16 protein-coding genes are annotated in these 19,469 nt (G+C 39.6%); 8 read left to right on the forward strand and 8 right to left on the reverse strand.

The window, feature by feature from the left end; genetic code table 11:
- Positions 1 to 73 precede the first annotated feature (73 nt).
- The 6 genes from ACG59Z_RS12585 to ACG59Z_RS12610 all read left to right on the forward strand — a co-directional run bounded on the left by ACG59Z_RS12585 (position 74) and on the right by ACG59Z_RS12610 (position 7,874).
- The gene (locus tag ACG59Z_RS12585) at positions 74 to 1,192 is read left to right on the forward strand and encodes a CaiB/BaiF CoA transferase family protein (protein WP_400199691.1); all 1,119 of its coding nucleotides are present in this window, start codon (positions 74 to 76) and stop codon (positions 1,190 to 1,192) included.
- A gap of 155 nt (positions 1,193 to 1,347) precedes the next feature.
- Positions 1,348 to 2,580, forward strand: a complete 1,233-nt coding sequence (locus tag ACG59Z_RS12590) for a carbohydrate porin (protein ID WP_400199728.1) — start codon at positions 1,348 to 1,350, stop codon at positions 2,578 to 2,580.
- A 174-nt stretch (positions 2,581 to 2,754) separates the two neighbouring features.
- The gene (locus tag ACG59Z_RS12595) at positions 2,755 to 5,160 is read left to right on the forward strand and encodes a glucose/quinate/shikimate family membrane-bound PQQ-dependent dehydrogenase (RefSeq protein WP_400199693.1); all 2,406 of its coding nucleotides are present in this window, start codon (positions 2,755 to 2,757) and stop codon (positions 5,158 to 5,160) included.
- Between the two features lie 164 nt (positions 5,161 to 5,324).
- Positions 5,325 to 6,968 (forward strand): nitrite/sulfite reductase, encoded by a 1,644-nt coding sequence (locus ACG59Z_RS12600; RefSeq protein WP_100191803.1) that lies wholly within the window; start codon positions 5,325 to 5,327, stop codon positions 6,966 to 6,968.
- Entirely contained in the window at positions 6,961 to 7,446 is a 486-nt protein-coding gene (locus ACG59Z_RS12605) for a DUF934 domain-containing protein (protein WP_240288019.1), read from the forward strand. The genes ACG59Z_RS12600 and ACG59Z_RS12605 overlap by 8 nt, the downstream gene beginning before the upstream one ends.
- Positions 7,447 to 7,520: 74 nt before the next feature.
- The gene (locus ACG59Z_RS12610) at positions 7,521 to 7,874 is read left to right on the forward strand and encodes a DMT family transporter (RefSeq protein ID WP_400199696.1); all 354 of its coding nucleotides are present in this window, start codon (positions 7,521 to 7,523) and stop codon (positions 7,872 to 7,874) included.
- A 51-nt stretch (positions 7,875 to 7,925) separates the two neighbouring features.
- Here the strand turns inward: ACG59Z_RS12610 and ACG59Z_RS12615 are convergent, their stop codons facing one another.
- The 3 genes from ACG59Z_RS12615 to ACG59Z_RS12625 all read right to left on the reverse strand — a co-directional run bounded on the left by ACG59Z_RS12615 (position 7,926) and on the right by ACG59Z_RS12625 (position 10,298).
- Positions 7,926 to 8,369, reverse strand: coding sequence for a VOC family protein (locus ACG59Z_RS12615; RefSeq protein WP_240288015.1), 444 nt, complete (start codon positions 8,367 to 8,369; stop codon positions 7,926 to 7,928).
- 129 nt (positions 8,370 to 8,498) lie between these two features.
- Positions 8,499 to 9,674: a thiolase family protein gene (locus tag ACG59Z_RS12620; RefSeq protein WP_400199698.1), complete on the reverse strand. Its 1,176-nt coding sequence runs from the start codon at positions 9,672 to 9,674 to the stop codon at positions 8,499 to 8,501.
- Between the two features lie 108 nt (positions 9,675 to 9,782).
- Positions 9,783 to 10,298 carry a GspH/FimT family pseudopilin gene (locus ACG59Z_RS12625; protein WP_311086589.1) on the reverse strand — a complete coding sequence of 172 codons (516 nt, stop codon included), beginning with the start codon at positions 10,296 to 10,298 and terminating at the stop codon, positions 9,783 to 9,785.
- 379 nt (positions 10,299 to 10,677) lie between these two features.
- On the opposite strand from ACG59Z_RS12625, the gene omp38 reads away from it, so the two are divergent.
- Positions 10,678 to 11,706 carry an outer membrane protein Omp38 gene (omp38, locus tag ACG59Z_RS12630; protein WP_263614536.1) on the forward strand — a complete coding sequence of 343 codons (1,029 nt, stop codon included), beginning with the start codon at positions 10,678 to 10,680 and terminating at the stop codon, positions 11,704 to 11,706.
- 128 nt (positions 11,707 to 11,834) lie between these two features.
- Here omp38 and ACG59Z_RS12635 read toward each other — a convergent pair whose 3' ends face one another.
- The 5 genes from ACG59Z_RS12635 to ACG59Z_RS12655 form a co-directional block, all read right to left on the reverse strand.
- Entirely contained in the window at positions 11,835 to 11,978 is a 144-nt protein-coding gene (locus ACG59Z_RS12635; RefSeq protein ID WP_171070748.1) for a hypothetical protein, read from the reverse strand.
- A gap of 18 nt (positions 11,979 to 11,996) precedes the next feature.
- Positions 11,997 to 13,202: an RtcB family protein gene (locus ACG59Z_RS12640; protein WP_400199701.1), complete on the reverse strand. Its 1,206-nt coding sequence runs from the start codon at positions 13,200 to 13,202 to the stop codon at positions 11,997 to 11,999.
- A 276-nt stretch (positions 13,203 to 13,478) separates the two neighbouring features.
- A complete protein-coding gene (locus tag ACG59Z_RS12645; protein WP_400199703.1) occupies positions 13,479 to 14,939 on the reverse strand; it encodes an amino acid permease in 1,461 nt (486 codons plus the stop codon).
- A 21-nt stretch (positions 14,940 to 14,960) separates the two neighbouring features.
- Positions 14,961 to 15,974: a methyltransferase gene (locus ACG59Z_RS12650; protein ID WP_400199705.1), complete on the reverse strand. Its 1,014-nt coding sequence runs from the start codon at positions 15,972 to 15,974 to the stop codon at positions 14,961 to 14,963.
- 64 nt (positions 15,975 to 16,038) lie between these two features.
- Positions 16,039 to 17,397 (reverse strand): uracil-xanthine permease family protein, encoded by a 1,359-nt coding sequence (locus ACG59Z_RS12655; protein WP_400199707.1) that lies wholly within the window; start codon positions 17,395 to 17,397, stop codon positions 16,039 to 16,041.
- 178 nt (positions 17,398 to 17,575) lie between these two features.
- Here ACG59Z_RS12655 and typA point away from each other — a divergent pair, with 178 nt between their 5' ends.
- Complete coding sequence (gene typA, locus ACG59Z_RS12660; protein ID WP_004705742.1) at positions 17,576 to 19,411, forward strand: translational GTPase TypA; 1,836 nt, start codon at positions 17,576 to 17,578, stop codon at positions 19,409 to 19,411.
- Positions 19,412 to 19,469 lie beyond the last annotated feature (58 nt).

Below are 19,469 nucleotides of genomic sequence, written 5' to 3' on the forward strand. Positions count from 1 at the left end.
AACATGACATTGTTTTAGAATATTTGCTTAACTAATATAAAAGAAAATTCGAATAATAGTGGTTAAAAATACGATGACGACAGCATTAAACGGACTTAAAGTTCTCGATTTCTCGACGCTCTTACCTGGACCTTTTGCCACAATGTACTTAGCCGATATGGGCGCAGAAGTTATTCATATCGAATCTCCATCACGTCCAGATCTCATCCGGATTATGCCGCCCTATGCCAATGGACAGGCGACTGCACATAGTTATCTAAATCGAAATAAACAGTCGATTGTTCTTGATTTAAAAGATGCTGCCAGTATTGATCTGATAAAAGCCAAGATTTCTGAGTTTGATATTGTGATTGAGCAGTTTCGGCCAGATGTTATGCGCCGTTTAGGGCTAGACTATGCAACACTTGCAGAAATTAACCCGCGTTTAATTTATTGCTCAATTACAGGTTATGGACAAACTGGAAACTATAAAGATCGAGCTGGGCACGACATTAATTATTTAGCTTTAGCGGGTATTGCAGGTTATAGCGGCCGACAAGATAGTGGTCCGCCACCGCTTGGCATTCAGGTTGCCGATATTGCAGGCGGATCATTACATGCAGTTATTGCTATTTTGGCTGCGGTTGTCGAACGCAGTCGTAGTGGTATGGGACAATATATTGATATTTCGATGACCGACTGTGTGGCGAGTCTAAATAGCATGGCAGCATCAGCCGCACTTGCAGGTCAAGTTGAGCAGGCACCAGAGCAGGGCATGCTCAATGGCGGTATTTTCTATGACTATTATATGACTCAAGATGGTCGTTATCTTTCTATTGGTAGTCTTGAGCCACAATTTATGGCTAGGTTGTCTGCTGCATTAGATTTACCCGTGCTGCTGCAAAAAGGCGCTTCATTAGATGCCGAAGATCGGAAAGAAGTTAAGCAAGCCATTCAAGAAAAAATTAAAAGCAAAACATTTAAAGAATGGCATGAAGTTTTTGCAAATCTCGATGTTTGTGTAGAGCCAGTATTGAGTTTGAGTGAGGCTTTAAACACGCCGTTAGCACAACAACGTGGATGGATTGTGAATGTTCCTTTGCAAAATAATACGGCTGATACAGAACCGCAGATTGCATGCCCAATTAAGTTTTCACGTTCACAAATGCGATATTCCTTTGTAGGTCAAAAGCTTGGCGAGGGACAGTGGTAATGTCTTGGGGCTATTTCTTATACAGTGTGTATTAAGATTATTATCTGATTAATCAATTGATTAACATTTTGAATAATTTCTTTACATAAAATTAGCGTAACCTTTATAAACAAAGACATAAAAGGTACGTAAACATGAAAACGCATAAATCTTTGATGGTTTCCTGTTTATCCGTTTTATCAATTACTCTTTTTGTTCAGCATGCACAAGCTGCTGCTGCATTTGACCCAAATAGTTCTTGGATGTTGGGTGATTGGAACGGGCAACGCACAGCGTTGCAAGCACAAGGTTATGATTTTTCTTTTGGATATACCGGTGAATATGCCGGTATTTTAGATTCAAAGAATACATCTTCGCATGGTAGTGCTTATACAGGGCAACTCGCTTTAGGTTCGCATTTGGACCTAGGTAAAATTTTAGGGTGGCAAGATACAGAAGCTCAAATCACATTAACTTATCGTGATGGGCAATCGCTTTCTGAACATTCTCCAGCTTTAGCTGGACACATTAGTTCCGCACAAGAAGTGTGGGGGCGTGAGCAAACTTGGCGTTTAACAGACTTGTGGATTAAGAAAAAATTCCTTGATCAGAAGTTAGACGTTAAAGTCGGTCGTTTTGGTGAAGGTGAAGACTTTAATAGTTTTGACTGTGACTTCCAGAACTTGGCGCTTTGTGGTTCACAAGTGGGTAACTGGGTTGGTGACCAATGGTATAACTGGCCAGTTAGCCAATGGGCAATGCGTGTTAAATATAACTTGCAACCTGATCTATATACGCAAGTCGGTGTATATGAATATAACCCAGAGAACTTGGAACGAGGCAAAGGCTTTAACCTGAGCACAGACGGTTCTCACGGTGCAATTATTCCGGCAGAAGTAGTTTGGTTACCTAAATTGGGTGCGCAAAGCATGGCGGGTGAATACCGTCTAGGTTATTACTACAGCACTGCTGATGCAGAGGAAATTACCAATCCAACCAAAACATCTCATAAGCAGGGTGTTTGGGTAACTGCAAAACAAAAATTATTCCAGCCAGCTGATCAAACTGATCGTGGTTTAACAGGTTTTGTGAACCTGACTTTCCATGACTCAGATACCAACAAAGTCGACAACATGCAAAATGTAGGCTTGGTCTATAAAGGTTTGCTCAATCAACGTCCTCAAGATGAGTTGGCACTTGGCGTTGCTCGTATTCATATCAATGATGACTGGAGCGATATTCAAGCCAAAGAATATGACACTGAATACAATACCGAGCTTTACTACGGTATTCATGCCACTAACTGGCTAACTATTCGTCCAAATGTGCAATATGTTCGTCATGTTGGTGCATTAAAAAATGGTGATAACACTTGGGTAGGCGGTATTAAATTCTCAACCGTATTCTAAGTAATTATTCCGAAAAACGGATTGTCGAGGGCTAAATCATTGATTGAAGTATCCAGACCTTCCGTTTTTTTCTTTATGCCTGAATTTTGTTTTAGATGTATTGGTGATGCCATTTCTCTATAAGGTTTTTGGCACATCTTTCCGATAAAAATGATGATTGATAAGAGGTGGTTTATGAATCAACCTTCTTCAAGATCAGGTTTAACGACTTTTACCGTAATCATTATTGGGTTATTGGCGTTATTCCTGCTAATTGGAGGTATTTGGCTCGCTACACTAGGCGGTTCAATTTACTACATTGTAGCTGGAGTCTTGCTTCTCATTGTTACATGGCAACTCTACAAGCGCGCTTCAACTGCTTTGTGGGTGTATGCCGCATTAATGCTAGGTACCATTATCTGGAGTGTCTGGGAAGTTGGAACAGACTTTTGGGCGCTTGCACCACGTTTAGATATTTTAGGTATTCTTGGTTTATGGTTATTGGTTCCGGCTGTGACTCGTGGAATCAACAACCTTGGATCAAGTAAAGTTGCCTTATCTTCAACTTTAGCGATTGCAATCGTGTTGATGGTTTATTCTATCTTCAACGATCCGCAAGAAATTAATGGTGAGATCAAAACACCTCAACCAGAAACTGCTCAAGCCGTTCCTGGTGTAGCAGAGAGTGATTGGCCAGCTTATGGTCGTACTCAAGCTGGTGAGCGTTATTCTCCACTCAAACAGATTAATGACCAAAACGTCAAAGATTTGAAAGTGGCTTGGACATTACGTACTGGTGATTTCAAAACAGATAACGATTCGGGTGAAACAACCAATCAGGTTACGCCAATTAAAATTGGTAATAACATGTTTATCTGTACGGCTCATCAACAGTTAATTGCGATTGATCCAGCGACTGGTAAAGAAAAATGGCGTTTTGATCCGAAGCTTAAAACGGATAAATCGTTCCAGCATTTAACTTGCCGTGGTGTAATGTACTACGATGCAAACAATACAAGTGAGTTTGCAACGAGTCTTCAAAGCAAGAAATCTAGCTCTACACAATGTCCACGTAAGGTATTTGTACCAGTCAACGATGGGCGTTTAGTTGCTGTGAATGCTGACACTGGTAAAGCATGTACTGACTTTGGTGAAAATGGTGAAGTGAATTTACAAAAATTCATGCCATATGCTTATCCAGGTGGGTATAACCCAACATCTCCTGGTGTTGTGACAGGTTCAACTGTCGTAATTGCAGGTTCGGTAACAGACAACTATTCAAGTAAAGAGCCATCTGGTGTAATTCGTGGCTACGATGTTAACACTGGTAAGCTTCTTTGGGCATTCGACACGGGTGCAGCAGATCCAAATGCAATGCCAGGCGAAGGTACAACCTTTGTTCATAACTCGCCAAATGCTTGGGCACCTTTAGCATATGATGCCAAACTTGATATCGTTTATGTACCAACAGGTGTAGGTACTCCAGATATCTGGGGTGGTGACCGTACTGAGTTGAAAGAACGTTATGCAAATTCAATGTTAGCGATTAATGCTTCAACTGGTAAATTAATATGGAACTTCCAGACCACTCATCACGATTTGTGGGATATGGACGTACCATCTCAACCATCTTTGGCAGATATTAAAGACAAAACAGGTAAAACTGTTCCAGCAATCTATGTATTGACTAAAACAGGTAATGCCTTTGTTCTTGACCGTCGTAATGGTCAGCCAATTGTTCCTGTAACTGAAAAACCAGTTCCACAAACAGTGAAACGCGGACCACAAACCAAAGGCGAGCATTATTCAAAAACTCAGCCATTCTCTGACTTGAACTTGGCGCCACAAGACAAATTGACTGATAAAGACATGTGGGGTGCCACAATGCTTGATCAGCTCATGTGTCGTGTATCTTTCAAACGTCTAAATTACGATGGTATTTATACACCACCATCTGAAAACGGTACTTTAGTTTTCCCTGGTAACTTAGGTGTGTTTGAATGGGGCGGCATGTCGGTTAACCCTGACCGTCAAGTTGCTGTAATGAACCCGATTGGTCTGCCATTCGTAAGCCGTTTAATTCCTGCTGATCCAAACCGTGCAGAAACTGCAAAAGGTGCGGGAACTGAGCAGGGTGTACAACCAATGTATGGTGTACCTTATGGTGTCGAAATCAGCGCATTCTTATCTCCGCTTGGTTTACCTTGTAAACAACCGGCTTGGGGTTATGTTGCTGGCGTAGATTTGAAAACGCATCAGGTTGTATGGAAAAAACGTATTGGTACTATCCGTGATAGCTTGCCAAAACTGTTCCAATTACCAGCTGTGAAAATTGGTGTTCCTGGTTTAGGTGGTTCAATTTCTACCGCAGGTAATGTCATGTTTGTTGGTGCAACTCAAGATAACTACATCCGTGCTTTTAACGTTACGAATGGTAAGAAACTTTGGGAAGCGCGTTTACCAGCAGGTGGACAAGCAACACCAATGACTTATGAAATCAATGGTAAGCAATATGTTGTGATCATGGCCGGTGGTCATGGTTCATTTGGTACAAAAATGGGCGACTATTTAGTGGCTTATGCATTGCCAGATAACAAATAAACCTTTGCTATAAAAAAGCCCAGATTGATCTGGGCTTTTTTATATTGATTTATATTAAAGCTTATCAATAAAACCGTTATTAAATATGCAAAAAAAGCATTTTATTGATGAATAAAAGCTCGCTATGCTATCCGCCTTAATAATGAATCTACTAGCCATACGCCATGTATTTATATACCGATTTCGACCAGCAGCTGGTTAATGAACGAGTTGCTCAGTTCCGTGATCAGACTGAACGCTATTTAGCTGGCAAACTTTCTGAAGATGAATATCGTCCATTACGTTTGCAAAACGGTTTATATGTGCAACGTTATGCGCCTATGCTGCGTATTGCCGTGCCGTATGGCTTAATGAATTCTAAACAATTACGTAAAGTTGCTGAAGTTTCAACAAAGTATGACCGTGGCTATGCACACGTATCTACACGTCAAAATATCCAATTGAACTGGCCTGCACTTGAAGATGTGCCAGATATTTTGGCAGAACTTGCAACTGTGCAAATGCATGCCATTCAAACGAGTGGTAACTGTATCCGTAACACAACAACTGACCAGTATGCAGGTGTGGTTGCTGGTGAAATTGCAGACCCACGTCCAACATGTGAGTTGATTCGTCAGTGGAGTACATTCCACCCTGAATTTGCATTCTTGCCACGTAAGTTCAAAATTGCAGTTTCTGCACTTGAAGAAAAAGATCGTGCAGCAACGGCATTCCACGATATTGGTGTTTACATCGTGCGTAATGAAGCGGGCGAAATCGGCTATAAAATTATGGCTGGTGGTGGTTTAGGCCGTACTCCAATCATTGGTAGCGTTATTCGTGAGTTTTTACCACGTGAAGATTTAATTGCTTACTTAGAAGCGGTTTTACGTGTTTATAACTTACATGGCCGTCGTGACAATAAATACAAAGCGCGTATTAAAATTCTAGTTAAAGCATTAACACCTGAAGTATTTGCTCAGAAAGTTGAAGCTGAATTTGAACATACACGTGAAGCATTGAAAATTCAGCCAGAAATCTTGAAAAAACTGGATGAAGAGTTCACTCCGTTTGATTATCAAGATTTAGCAGATGAAGACTTTACGGCTTTATTTGCTGAGCATCCAAAATTCAAGCAATGGTTCAATATCAACACGCATGCGCATAAAGTGAAAGGCTATCGTATTGTTACGATTTCTCTAAAACGTGCAGGTATCGCACCGGGCGATATGACCACTGAAGAAATGAACTTTATTGCAGATCTTGCAGATAAATATACATTCGGTGAACTTCGTACCACTCACGAACAAAACATTGCTTTGGCAGATGTACCTCAAAAAGATTTGTTCGATGTATGGCAAGCGCTTGAACAACAAAATATGGCACGTGCACATATTGGTTTCATTACCGATATTATTAGTTGCCCGGGCGGTGATTTCTGTTCACTTGCAAATGCGAAATCAATTCCTATTGCTGAAGCGATTACACGTCGTTTTGATGATTTAGACAAAGTTTATGATCTTGGTCATTTAGATCTAAATATTTCTGGTTGTATGAATGCTTGTGGTCACCACCACGTTGGTAACATCGGTATTTTAGGTGTAGATAAAAAAGGCGCTGAGTTCTACCAAATTACATTAGGTGGTAATTCAGACCATGATGCATCGATCGGTGATATCTTAGGGCCATCATTTGCAGCAGATGCTGTACCAGACGTTATCGAAGAAGTATTGAATACTTATCTTGATTTACGTACAGAAGGTGAGCGTTTTGTAGATACATATCGCCGTGTAGGAATTCAACCATTTAAGGAGCGTGCATATGCTTAATACAGCTCTACCTGTGCTTTATAAAGACGGCACGATTGCAGACAATACTTATCAAATCATTGCTGAAGATGGTGTGGTTCCCCAAGGTGATGTTGTGGTAACAACAGCTCAACTAGACCAGTTAGCTAACGTTCAAGGCAAAAAAGCTTTGTATGTAACTGTAAATGATTCACCTGAAGATCATACATTTCCATTAAATGAACTTGATGCAATCTTCATTGAGTTTGCAGGCTTTGGTGATGGTCGTGGTTATTCATTCGCTGCACTATTACGCCGTCAAGGTTTCCAAGGTGAACTACGTGCAACAGGTGATGTGTTTAAGGATGTTCTAAACTACTTAAAACGTTCTGGTTTTGACAGTTTTGTCGTGAAAGAAGGCAAAGACGTACAAGAAGCTGCGGCAGGTTTGCAAGATTTTACCAACCCGTATCAAGCTTCAACAGCTGTACCGCAAGCAAGTTATCAAACTGGTGCTTAAATCGTTTTAAATATAAAGGCTGAACTCAGGTTCAGCTTTTTTTATAAATACCTTTTAATAAATGAAGAATAAGAATGTTAGGCTTAATTTTAAAAATAAATCCCGGTGCTTGCTGGTTAATATTTGCTATTGCGACAGATGTGCTCTCAACATTTTATTCTGCTAAAGGCAATGGATTAGTTAATAAAACTGCTCAGGCGATTGCGCTGATTTTATATATTGTGTCTTTTGCATGTGCTGCTATTGCTTTGAAATATATGCAGGCGGGAATTTTATATGTATTGTGGTCCGGAGTGGGCGTGTTGGCGACTGCCTTTCTAGCAAAGATTTTTCTTGGGCAGAATATTGATGTGGCTGGATGGGTAGGGATAGGTTTTATTACAGTTGGTTTAATGATTATTGCGAAATATTCTAATATTAATGTTTAAAACCCTTATAGAAATAATAAGTATCTCTATAAGGGGCAGATATTAAAAATATTATGTATCAAGCTGGCAGTTAACCATCCACTTTATGCCAAATTGATCGGTAAATGCACCGTACAATGCGCCCCAGAACGTTTTTTCTAGCGGCATTTCGATTTGACCATTTACAGATAGAGCATCAAACAGCTGTTTCGCTTTTTCTTGCTCATCTTTTTCAAGGTTGATTGCGATGTAATGATTATTACCTTTAGTAAATACACTATTTGGCGTACAGAACTGATCGATAGTGTCTGATGCCATGAGTACTGTGTATTCATTAATCGGTAAAGAAACATGCAGCACTAAATTTTTTTCGGCTTCCGATAAGGTTACACCCTCGTTAGGTGGCATATCGCTATAACGGCTCAGCATAGCAAATTCACCACCAAAGACCGATTTATAAAAATTAAAGGCTTGCTCTGCCTGACCTTGGAAATTGAGATAGTGATTGAGTTGCATTGTTATTGTCCATTGTTGTTTTCGTTTAAAGGAATAAGTTAAAACTTAAAAGTGATTTTGTGGGTCTTTTTTTGTAAATTTTCCATAAAAAATCCCACCGAAGTGGGATTCCTAAATAGGGAAATTGAATTAAATAAGTTCAATGGCAACAGCTGTTGCTTCTCCGCCACCAATACAAAGTGCAGCAATACCTTTTTTACCACCAGTACGTTTGAGTGCATGAATAAGTGTAAGAATAATACGTGAACCTGTAGAACCTACTGGATGGCCAAGTGCACATGCACCACCGTGAATATTGACTTTCTCTGCATCAAGTTTGAAATCATCAATTGGGCACATAGTAACCATAGCAAATGCTTCATTAATTTCCCAAAGGTCAACGTCCTGAGCATTCCATCCAGCTTTTTTAAGTACTTTTTCAATAGCGCCAACAGGAGCGATGGTAAATTCTGAAGGGTGCTGAGAGTTTGAAGCTGTCGCGACAATTTTAGCAAGTGGTTGTAAGCCACGCTGCGCTGCAACTTCACTTGATGTTAACACCAGTGCAGAAGCACCGTCAGAAATAGAACTCGCATTTGCTGCTGTGATTGTTCCATCTTTTGCAAAGGCTGGTTTAAGCGAAGGAATCTTATCAATTTTTGCGTTTAAAGGTTGTTCATCTCGGTCAACAATGACATCACCTTTACGTGTAGACACGGTAACTGGAACGATTTCATCTTTGAAATAACCTTCAGTAATTGCAGTTTGAGCACGTTTTAAAGAGCGGATTGCAAAGTCATCCATTTGCTCACGAGTATAGCCACGAGTATTTGCCATATCTTGAGCAAAAGAACCCATTAAACGACCGGTTTCAGCATCTTCAAGCCCATCAAAGAACATATGGTCTTTAATTTCGCCATGACCCATACGGTATCCGGCACGTGCTTTTGGTAAAACATAAGGTGCATTTGTCATAGACTCCATACCGCCAGCAACAACAACTTCAGCACTACCTGCTTTAATCATATCAGCGGCTTGCATAACAGCTTTCATGCCAGAACCACAAAGCTTGTTAATCGTTACTGCACCTGTAGAATCTGGTAAGCCAGCTTTACGCATCGCTTGACGTGCTGGACCTTGCTTTAGACCAGCAGGCAGTACACAGCCCATAATGACTTCTTCGACATCAGTAGGCTGCAAACCTGCTCGTGCGATTGCTTCTTTAATTGTTACTGCACCTAATTCTGGAGCAGTGAGACCAGATAGTGATCCTTGAAAACCACCCATAGCAGTACGAGCACCATTAACAATTACGATGTCAGTCATTGTTGTAATCTCCGATTGTTCTTTATCTCAAATTAAGAAAACATTAAAACTTAAGCAGTATATTGCAAAATGGGGGATGGCTTGGATTCTGTATTAGACTGTAGAGTTCTAACAATTTTGAAGTTCTTCTAAGCGTACATGTCCCATTTTGCTAAGAACTAATTTAAAATTTTTAAGCTGATCATAAGAACAATAAATAAAACTACCATTAGACTCGATTGGTAGTCCCGAGCTACCTTGAAAAACAATACTATTTTGTTTTTTACCAAAACGTTGTAATTTCATAGAGCCATAAGTATGGTTAAGATCTATAGAAGTTAATAATTCTTCATTTAAATCATGTTGTAGGTTGCGGTTGTTATCTACAAAGCTGATTAAGCGGTTATTCCAGTTTGTATGACAAACTAATTGATCGGAACTTGGGCAAATAACAATGTTCTTATGCCTGATAATTGCGTCAGACTTGGCTTTTTGTATGTGAATTGTGAGTACATGCGGCGTATTTTTTAATTCTGCAGATGCCATAAATTGATGGTATAAAGGAATGGCTATAACTGACATAATCACAAGAATTACGAGGGTTATAGAGAGCTCAACTATAGTAAAACCAGGAGATCTAAACATTAAGAAACCTTAATATATGTATAAATAGAGCAATTTTATGTTTTCTGACAATGATTTATATTATTTTTTATAATAAGGAAACACAAAATTAAATAAGGGTTATCAGTTGGCTAGAATACTGGTAAAATCACCGCAAGCGAAACAAAGAAGTTGTTCATATTTGCTAGTTGAGTAAAAAATTACCGAATTACAACGGAAATTGTAAGTAATTTTGTCAATAATTTACTTGATTAAAATTATCAAGCACTTGGAAAGTTTATCAAGTGTTTGTATGATTCAAATGTGAATAGCTTAAAAATAATACTGGGGTAAAAATATCTCAGGGGCCAATAAATTTAGGCTGAGCTTGAACAACAATTGTTATCTCTGGAGGATATCCATGAAATTGAGTCGTATTGCACTTGCTACTATGCTGGTTGCTGCTCCATTAGCTGCTGCTAATGCTGGCGTAACTGTTACTCCATTATTAGTTGGTTACACTTGGCAAGACAGCGAGCATAACAACGATAAATTAACAAGTCATGCTGAATTACAAGATGATTTATTCGTTGGTGCTGCACTAGGTGTTGAATTAACTCCTTGGTTAGGTTTTGAAGCTGAATATAACCAAGTTAAGGGTGATCTTGATGGTACTGGCGTAGCTGGTGCTGAATATAAACAAAAAACTGTTGCTGGTAACTTCTATGCGACTTCAGATTTGATCACTAAGAACTACGACAGCAAATTTAAGCCGTACGTATTATTAGGTGCTGGTCAAACTAAAACTGAATTTGATGGCATTTACGCAGACAAAAAAGATACTATCGGTAACGCTGGTATCGGTGCGTTCTATCGCTTAAACGATGCTTTATCTCTTCGTACAGAAGCTCGTGGTACTTATGACTTTGACGAAAAATACTGGCGTTATACAGCTCTTGCTGGTTTAAACGTAGTTCTTGGTGGTCACTTGAAGCCTGCTGCTCCTGTAGTAGAAGTTGCTCCAGTTGAACCAACTCCAGTTGCTCCACAACCACAAGAGTTAACTGAAGACCTTAACATGGAACTTCGTGTGTTCTTTGATACTAACAAGTCAAACATCAAAGACCAATACAAGCCAGAAATCGCTAAAGTTGCTGAGAAGTTAACTGAATACCCTAACGCTACTGCACGTATCGAAGGTCACACAGATAACACTGGTCCACGTAAGTTGAACGAACGTTTATCTTTAGCTCGTGCTAACTCTGTTAAATCAGCTCTTGTAAACGAATACAATGTTGACGCTTCTCGTTTGTCTACTCAAGGTTTCGCTTGGGATCAACCGATTGCTGACAACAAAACTAAAGAAGGTCGTGCTATGAACCGTCGTGTATTCGCGACAATCACTGGTAGCCGTACTGTAGTAGTTCAACCTGGTCAACAAGCTCAATAATTTGAGTTTCTGAACAGTAAAAAAGCGACTCGTTAGAGTCGCTTTTTTTATTGCAATTTTTAAAGTATTCTTTCATTTGTATATCTCCTTGATGACATTTATTCAGTTAATTATTTATAGATAAGTTTTTACCAAACACCTTTTCTTAACAGTTGTTTGGTGTCTTGTCGTTCTCTACGATGTTGTGCACGAGGTTTTTCTGTCTCATGCATGCCACCTTTTTGAAGTAAAGGTGACAGGGCTACGTGATTACGAACCTTAATTTTTGGCATTTCTTTAATTTTCATGTTTTAACCTTTAATACATAAAACTTGTTTAAGTGTATGGACGACTTCAATAAGATCTGACTGATTTGCCATAACCTCATCTATGTCTTTATAAGCACTTGGGATCTCATCGACAACGCCACTGTCTTTGCGACATTCAATACCTTGCGTTTGCTCAATTAAGTCTTGTTGGTTAAACAGGATCTTAGCTTTGCTTCGGCTCATTTTACGTCCAGCGCCGTGAGAACAAGAGCAAAAAGATTCAGGATTAGCTTTTCCTCTAACAATATAAGAACGTGCTCCCATAGAACCTGGAATAATTCCTAACTCATCTAAACCTGCTCTAATCGCTCCTTTTCTGGTAACTAAAAGATTTTCACCAAAATGGGTTTCTCGACTTACATAATTATGATGACAATTAATTGCTTCTTTTGTCATTTGAAATGAAGGTAGAAGAGGTCGAATTGCTTCTAAGACTAATCGCATCATTTCTTTGCGATTTTCAAAAGCATATTCTTGTGCCCATTCCACAGCTTCTACATAATCATTAAAACTGTTTGAACCTTCAGCAAAATAACTTAAGTCTTTATCAGGTACATGTCCAAAGCGATGTTGTGCTTCTTTCTTGGCGAGCTCAATAAAATAAGTACCAATGACGTTACCCAGACCTCGGCTACCTGAATGTAGCATTACCCATACATCTTGATTTTCATCAATACATAACTCTATGAAGTGATTACCACCTCCTAATGTGCCTAATTGTTTGTGCCAAGTCGCATCAAACTGCCGAAGCATTCGAACAAGTCCAGGATGCTTCTTTATAATTGGTTGTAAACGCTTTTCGAGCGGAATAATACTTGACGCTTTAGCTTTGACCTGTTTATGCAAAGCAAAACCGACAGGTACTTTACGTTCGATTGCATCACGTAATCGACTTAAGTTATCAGGAAGTTGTGAAGCCTTTAGATTTAAACGAATTGCATTCATTCCACAGCCAATGTCTACACCGACTGCTGCTGGAATAATGGCATGTTTAGTCGGGATGACACTTCCTACAGTCGCACCTTTTCCTACATGAACATCTGGCATAACAGCAATATGTGAGTATATAAATTGCAGCTGTGCCATTTTCTTGAGCTGTTCGATACTTTCACTATCTATATCTTGAGTGAAAATTTTAACAGGGACACCATAGAGTGCCTCTTCGTTTAATATTTTTTGTATGCCCATAATTTTTCTCTTATTTTTCTGTCCGAATAGGCATAAAAAAACCTAGCGAATGCTAGGTCTTAAATTCGAGCATTCGGACAAGTGAATTAAATTTGTACACTTGTCCGTGAGCTGACATCGTGCCAAATCGTTACTGTGTTTTACCTTGTAGTGTTGGCATGATGTCCTCCTTTTTAAAAAGTGCCGTTGAAAATCTGAACGGCATTTTACCTGTTTTTAACTAAAGATCAAGTTTTTGACGTTTAGATAGTTTTAATTGACTCTTTAAACTTACTATTAATCTTGCTCTGGTTTTACATCCATTTGGTCATAAGGGATTAATTTAGTTTTATTTTTCCATTTATATCCGAGCCAAATTACTAAGAATAACGGTATGCTGATATAGGTGGAAAGTAAGCCCATCCAGTCAATTTTTCCGCCCAAAACAGCTTGATAGTTTTGTCCAAGAATAATGATAGAACAGAGAATAAAGGCAAACCAAGGTGCAAATGGGAAAAACTTAGCGCGGTAAGCTAAATCTTCTAATTTATAGCCTTGAGCAATATAGCCTTTACGGAAACGATAATGTGAAATTGCAATACCTAACCAGACAATAAAGCCACACATCCCTGACATATTCAGTAGCCAGTTAAAGACTTGTTTTTCACCAATAAAAGTCGTTAAGAAGCAGAATGCAGCAATAAATGTAGTCGCATATAAGGCATTCATTGGAACGCCACGATTGTCGAGTTTGGCAAACCATCTCGGTGCACGACCTTGTTGAGCCATGTCAAATAACATACGGGTAGAAGAATACATGCCCGAGTTACCTGCTGACAAAATAGCAGTCAAAATAACTGCATTCATTAAGCTCGCAGCGAAAGCAAAGCCTACCTTTTCATAAAGCAAGGTAAAAGGAGAAAGTGCAACATTTTCTGTTGTCGCGGCTTGTAATAGGTTTGGATCATCGTAGGCAATGAGTGTGCCGATAATGAAAATACACAACACATAGAATAATAAAATTCGCCAGAAAATCTGTTTAATTGCCAGTGGAATTGTTTTCTTGGGATCTTTTGATTCACCCGCAGCAACACCCACCATTTCAGTTCCTTGAAATGAGAATCCTGCAATCATGGCAACCCCAATCATGGCCTGTAAACCACCTACAAATGGTGCATCTTTATAGGTCCAGTTGCCGAATGTCGCCACTCCTGGTGTCAACATCACCTTAATAATCATGGCAATACCAATGATAATGAAGGCAACAATAGCGATAACCTTAACCATTGAGAACCAGAATTCGCTTTCGCCAAATCCTTTTACACTCATCGCATTAATCATAAAAATAATGACGAGGAAGAGCGCACTCCAGTAAAATCCAGGAATATCTGGAAACCAGAACTTCATAATAAACTGTACTGCAACGAGCTCAAACGCAACCGTAATTGCCCAGTTGTACCAGTAGTTCCAACCTAAAGCGAAACCAAAGCCATCTTCTACATAGCGACTGCCATAGGTGAAGAATGCGCCAGATGTCGGTGTATGAGTTGCAAGTTCGCCCAAGCTGGTCATTAAGAAGTAAATCATAATACCAATGAGAGAGTAGGCGAGTAATGCCCCGCCTGGACCTGCATTTGCAATGGTCGACCCAGAAGCAAGGAAGAGACCTGTACCAATGGAACCACCAATGGCGATCATATTCAGATGACGAGCCCCAAGCTTTCGCTGGAGTTTTTCAGGAGCATGTGTTTCGCTCATGGAGATTCCTTACATAGTTTGTTATGCACAGGCATATAACACCTTAAAGCCTTGTAGATCAGTTTTAATCTCACACTGACCAAAGTGCTTCTCAATTAAGATCGGATAGTTTAAAAAACGGTTTGCTACAATCCATAGCTCACCTGATACCTTTAAATGTTTTTTAGCGTTCTGGCAGAGTCCTTCACTTGCATCGTAATTGGTATGAATACCTTGATGGAAGGGAGGGTTACTGACAATGGCATCAAGTTCTGTTGGGGCGTCTGCAATTCCTGTAACGGGCTGCAATCTCAACTGGTCTGAACCTATTCCATTTCGACTAAAAGTCATTTCCGTTGACCGTAAAGCGAAGGCATCAATATCTAGGGCATGGATAATATTACTTGAATTTACTTTTGCCAAATAGCAACTGATAATTCCCGCGCCACACCCGAAGTCGGCAATTCTACCTGATTTCACTTGATTTAGATAAGGGAGTAAAACAGCAGTTCCGACATCTAGATGATTTTGACTGAAAACGCCAGGGAGGGCACAAATGGTAAGTTCTTGTTCATTTGCTTGAACTGTATAGGTTTTTAACCAACTCTCAATAGGTTTGATCTTTTCAGTTTTCTCAATTTTTAAATGCCATAATTGACAATGTCGAGCGCTATCAAGTTTAAGTATTTTGCCAAAGCTTTGTAGTTGTTTAGCAGCTCTTTCAACACCACCTTTCTTTTCACCTACTAAAAAAACTGATTGGCCAGTTTTTAGATGGCTCATCACCACATGTAATATATAGTTTAAAAGCTCTTTTGATTTTGGAACAAAAATTATAGCCTGATCAAATTCTTGTGATGGAAATTCAACCGAGAAATGTGCTGTCGTGCCTGTATTAATAAAACCTTGGTAATCTGAATAATTCCATGTCCAGACTGATGCATCAATCTCAGCAGGTAATTGACTTACCAAAGCATCATTGGGAGCATTAATTAACAAGAGTCTACCTTTTAAATAGTCTTGCTGTCTTAATACCACTTCACTTCTAGGATCCATGTACATCTCTCATGAAGAAGAATGCCCAGTGGGAACTGGGCAGTAATCAAAAAATAAAAATGGTTTATTTGTGTGTTTCAGGAAGTACAACATTTAAAATTAATGCCGCAATACCGCCTGTTGCTACGCCAGAACTAAAAATATTTTTAAATAATTCTGGTAAGTGTTCCAAAATTTGTGGAACTTGAGCAACACCTAAACCAAGTGCAAGTGAAATCGCGATAATTAAAAGGGCACGACGGTCTAAGTGAATAGATGAAAGAATGTTAATGCCTGATGCAGCAACCGCACCAAACATCACCATAACTGCTCCGCCTAATACTGCTTGTGGTACAGCTTGTATTACACCAGCTACAGCAGGGAATAGACCTAATATAATGAGTAAAGCTGCAATCCAGATCCCCACGTAACGACTTGCCACACCAGTGAGTTGAATAACACCATTATTTTGAGCAAAAACAGAACTAGGGAAAGTGTTAAATAATCCTGCAAGTAAAGAGTTAGCTCCATTCACTAACACGCCACCTTTGATGCGTTGCATCCACTGAGGCCCATCGACAGGTTGGTTTGAAAGTTTACTTGTTGCTGTAACATCACCAATTGCTTCTAATGAAGTCACCAGATAAATGAATGCCATTGGAATAAATAAGCCCCATGAGAAACTTAAGCCAAAGTGCATTGGTGTCGGAATTTGAATAACAGGCGCGTCTTTTAGACCAGAAAAATCTAGGTACCCCATGAAACCAGCAAGAATGTAGCCAATGACTAAAGCAATTAATATAGCCGAGCTTTTAATCCAAACTACACGAATACGGTTTAAGACAATAATGATGGCAAGTACGGTACATGACATAATAAGGTTGTCTGCACTTGCAAAAGTATGATCATGCATGGCTTGATAACCACCACCCATGCTAATAAGACCTTCCTTAATAAGTGTTAAACCAATCAGAAGTACAACAATACCAGTCACAAGGGGAGTAATAAGTCTTTTTACCCATGGCAGGATTTGTGAAACACCCATTTCAATAAATGAACCAGCGATCACCACACCAAAAATAGCAGCCATAACCTGATTTACTGGTGTACCTGCGGCAACCATTGCACTACCAATACCAATAATCGGACCAATAAAGTTAAAACTAGTACCTTGAACAATCAGTAGACCTGCACCAAAAGGGCCAACTTTTTTACATTGTAAGAAAGTTGCAATTCCTGAAATGACCAAAGACATCGATAAAATCATGTTAGTTTCGGTACGTGAAACGCCTAAAGCTAAACAAATGAGAAGTCCAGGTGTAACAATCGGGACAATAATTGCAAGCAAATGTTGAAAAGCTGCTAGAAAAGCCACGAAGGGTTTTGGTCGGTCATCTAGTCCATAAACGAGGTCAAGATGGTCTTGTAATGGTTGATTGGACATGGGGGTAAGTACGCCGCAATTTCGCAAATTGGCGCTATTCTAATCGAGATACCTATCTTTACAAAACGAAATACAGGCTATTGGGAAATTTTTTTGTCAATGTCAATAAACTGTCACTACTCAAGAGTAGTGTTTTTCTGTATAATTTGCCCTCAAATTTCAGGCGTTTCTAATTTTCATGTCAGATATCAAAAATCTCCGTAATATCGCAATTATTGCGCACGTCGACCACGGGAAAACCACACTTGTCGATAAACTACTTCAGCAATCAGGTGCTCTCGGTGACCGAGCAGGCGAGATTGAGCGTGTCATGGACTCGAATGCGCTTGAAAGTGAACGTGGTATTACCATCTTAGCGAAAAACACTTCTATTACTTGGTTGGATAAACGTACTGATACAACTTACCGTATCAACATCGTGGACACCCCGGGACACGCCGACTTCGGTGGTGAAGTAGAACGTGTTATGTCGATGGTTGACTGCGTATTACTTCTTGTTGACTCTCAAGAAGGCCCAATGCCACAAACTCGTTTTGTGACACAAAAAGCCTTTGCTCGTGGTTTAAAACCAATCGTTATTATCAACAAAGTTGATAAACCAAGTGCGCGTCCAGACTGGGTAATCGATCAAGTATTTGATTTGTTTGATAACCTTGGTGCAACTGATGAGCAATTAGATTTCCCAATCGTTTATGCATCAGGTTTACGTGGTGTAGCGGGTCCAGCTCCTGAAGAACTTGCAGAAGACATGACTCCGTTGTTCGAAACGATTGTAGACATCGTTGAGCCACCAGCAGTTGACGTTGATGGTCCATTCCAAATGCAGATTTCATCACTTGACTATAACAGCTTCGTAGGTGTTATCGGTGTTGGTCGTATTCAACGTGGTTCAGTAAAATTAAACACTCCTGTTACTGTAATTGACAAAGATGGCAATACACGTAATGGTCGTATCTTGAAAATCATGGGTTACCATGGTTTAGAGCGTATTGATGTTGACTCAGCATCTGCTGGTGACATCGTATGTATTACTGGTATTGATGCACTTAACATTTCTGACACGATTTGTGATCCGAAAAATGTTGAAGCATTACCAGCTTTATCTGTAGATGAACCTACAGTATCTATGACTTTCCAAGTAAACAACTCTCCGTTTGCTGGTAAAGAAGGTAAATTCGTAACTTCACGTAATATCCGTGAACGTCTTGATCGCGAATTAATTCATAACGTAGCTTTACGTGTTGAAGATACTGACAGTCCAGACCGTTTCAAAGTATCTGGCCGTGGTGAACTTCACCTTTCAGTTTTAATTGAAAACATGCGTCGTGAAGGTTTTGAAATGGGCGTATCACGTCCACAAGTAATCATCAAAGAAATTGATGGGGAAAGACAAGAACCTTACGAAAACGTAACATTTGACGTTGAAGAACAGCATCAAGGTGCTGTAATGGAACAAATGGGTCACCGTAAAGGCGAGATGACCAATATGGAAGTTGACGGTAAAGGCCGTATCCGTATTGAAGCGACTGTTCCTTCACGTGGTCTTATCGGTTTCCGTTCTGAATTCTTGACCATGACTTCTGGTACAGGGATCATGACTTCAAGCTTCTCGCATTATGGCCCTGTTAAACAAGGTACTGTTGCGAAACGTCAAAACGGTGTGTTGATTTCTATGGTTCAAGGTACTTGCTTGGGCTATGCATTGTTCAGCTTACAAGACCGTGGTCGTTTGTTTGCTAAACCACAGTTAGAAGTTTACGAAGGTATGATCGTGGGTATTAACTCTCGTTCAGATGATATGGTTGTAAACCCAACTAAAGCGAAACAATTAACTAACGTTCGTGCATCTGGTACAGATGATGCTTTAACTTTAGTACCTGCAATTGAATATACGCTTGAACAAGCGCTTGAATTCATTGAAGATGACGAGTTAGTAGAAGTTACTCCAAAATCAATCCGTATCCGTAAGCGTTACCTGACTGAAAACGAACGTAAACGTAACCGTGATAAATAATTTTTCTTAAATGAAAAAGAAAAACCGCTAAATTAATTTTAGCGGTTTTTTATTGAAA

It is taken from the genome of Acinetobacter sp. ABJ_C1_1, from assembly GCF_044684115.1.
GTDB classification, from domain to species: Bacteria; Pseudomonadota; Gammaproteobacteria; order Pseudomonadales; family Moraxellaceae; genus Acinetobacter; species Acinetobacter nosocomialis_A.